The following is a 2,050-nucleotide window of genomic DNA, read 5'->3' on the forward strand; positions in this document are numbered from 1 at the left end:
TCCAAATGCCCGGTTGCGGAAAGGGAACCAGTACGGGGGTTTTGAACGAGCGGCTGCTGTCGGAGAGCAGGGATTCGGAAACTTTTTTAACGCTGGAGTAGATGGATTTGACGACGGGAATGCGTCCCAAAAGGCTGTCCCATGCGCCGAGAATCCGTCTGCCTAAAACGTTGGCGGCAAATACGCCGGTAACGAACAAGACAACGGTGGCGGCAACAATGCCCAAACCGGGTATGTTGAATCCCCAGAAATGCTGGGGCTGCCAGCTTTCCGGCAATAGGCTGATCAGCCTGTCGGCGGCGGATATAATGTAGGTCATCGCCCAGATGGTTACGGCAATCGGCAACCAAACCAGTACGCCTGTAATCAGGTATTTCTTTAAAGCCTTGGCGATTTTTCCGCTTTCGGCTGCGGCTTCTGTCATCTTTGTTTCATTCCGGCAAGTTTTGCCCAAACTTTGCATTATACGCGTTTGGGCGCTAGGAAACGAGTATTTTAAACGAATGGCTTGTTTTGTTTTATTATTTCAGACGGCCACCTTGATTGCACAGGCCGTCTGAAACAATATGGGGGAATTAGATTCCGTCCCAGTCGTTGAACATCAGGCCGAAGCCAATGCCGTTTTGTTTGTGGTTGTAGTCAATCAGGCTTTCGCCGTAGCCGTGGAAACCGCGGACAACGCCTTTGAGTTTGCCTTTAATTGGGAAGGTATAAGCAGCTTCAACGGCACCGCGTCCGCTTTTCGGGTTGTAACGCAGGACGGAATAAACATTTTGTTTATCATTGAGGCGGTATTGGACTTTCAAGTCGCTGTAGCCCATGTATTTGTTGATGTCCGGATTGTCGTCGTCGTCTCCTTTTTGGTCGAAGGCGCGCATCCAAACTCTAGGAATAACGGTCAGCTTGCCCCATTCCATGCCGGCCATGGCGTAAACCCGGTTCCATGAGCGGGATTCCGGGCGGCTTTGACCGTTGGACTGGTGAACAAAACCTGCGCCAACCATGCGCAGTTTGCCGCCGAAAGGCAGGTCTGCTTTAACGGGTTGGGTAATGAAGATTTCGGGCTCGTAGTCGGTATTGCGGAACGGTGCGGATTTGCGGCCTTGGTTAAAGATTTGCCAGTCGGATTTTTGGGTATAGCCAAACCATACGTCGGCACGGGTTTTGAATAAATCTTCGGCAATTTTGCTTTTGAAGGAAACCTGCATTTTGGTTTCGAGGCGTTTCTGCTCGCTGAATTTTTCCTGCGTGGTTACGCCGCGACTGGGGGATTCCGGGTAGTAGTTGGGGCTGCTGTTGTACCAAACGGGCATGAGGTACATAGGGTTGTGCTCGCGTACGCTCAACAGGCCGCGTATGTCGTTTTTATCCAAATCGTACATCAGGCTTAAAGGCGTGTAGCTGTCGGCAGTTTCGCTTAATACGTCGTCTGAAATATTCGGATGGGTAGGGTTGTCGAATACGATGGCCGCTTCTTTTTTCTCAATGCTCTTGCGGACGCTTTGTTCGAGGTCAACCGGTGTTTTGGCGGTTTCGGTTTGCGCTTGTGGCAGTGGGGATTGAGGGGGGAGTTGCGCCGAGTAGATGTTGTCGTAACACGCCAAACGGATGGCATTGTCTTGAATGGTGGTGCAGTGTAGGGCGGTATCGGCGGCGGCCAGTGGGGCGGCGGCAATGAATCCGATACTTAGGGAATGTTTCAACATCTTGTTCATAAGAGTTTCCGTTGTTTTTCAGACGGCCTGATGAAAGGGTAAATGGTTTTATTTAGTCGGTTTGAAGTGTGAATACGGCAATGCCCCTGAAAGGCAAGACCTCAGGGGCATCGTATCAGCTCGATTATCCTGCTTTGATTGTCAGGATTTCCGGCATCTGCGTCAGTATTAAGCCAAAGCTTTTACTTTAGCAGACAGACGGCTTTTATGACGGGCTGCTTTGTTTTTGTGGAATACGCCTTTGTCAGCGATACGGTCGATGACTTTAACGGATTCTTGGTAAACTGCTTGAGCAGCAGCTTTGTCGCCGGCTTCAACTGCTTTCAACACTTTTT

At 50.4% G+C, this 2,050-nt stretch carries 3 protein-coding genes; all 3 read right to left on the bottom strand.

Translation table 11 applies throughout. From position 1 onward, the window contains the following. Positions 1-424, bottom strand: a 424-nt coding sequence (locus ACTHUT_RS18925) for a DUF502 domain-containing protein (RefSeq protein WP_440419403.1), incomplete at its 3' end; no start/stop codon positions are given. Positions 425-575: 151 nt separating this feature from the next. Beyond that, positions 576-1,715: a phospholipase A gene (locus ACTHUT_RS18930; protein ID WP_250601269.1), complete on the bottom strand. Its 1,140-nt coding sequence runs from the start codon at positions 1,713-1,715 to the stop codon at positions 576-578. 168 nt (positions 1,716-1,883) lie between these two features. Continuing rightward, positions 1,884-2,050: 30S ribosomal protein S20 (gene rpsT, locus ACTHUT_RS18935; protein WP_440418686.1), on the bottom strand; the 167-nt coding region annotated here is incomplete at its 5' end.

Source organism: Neisseria sp. P0022.S010, from assembly GCF_051956635.1.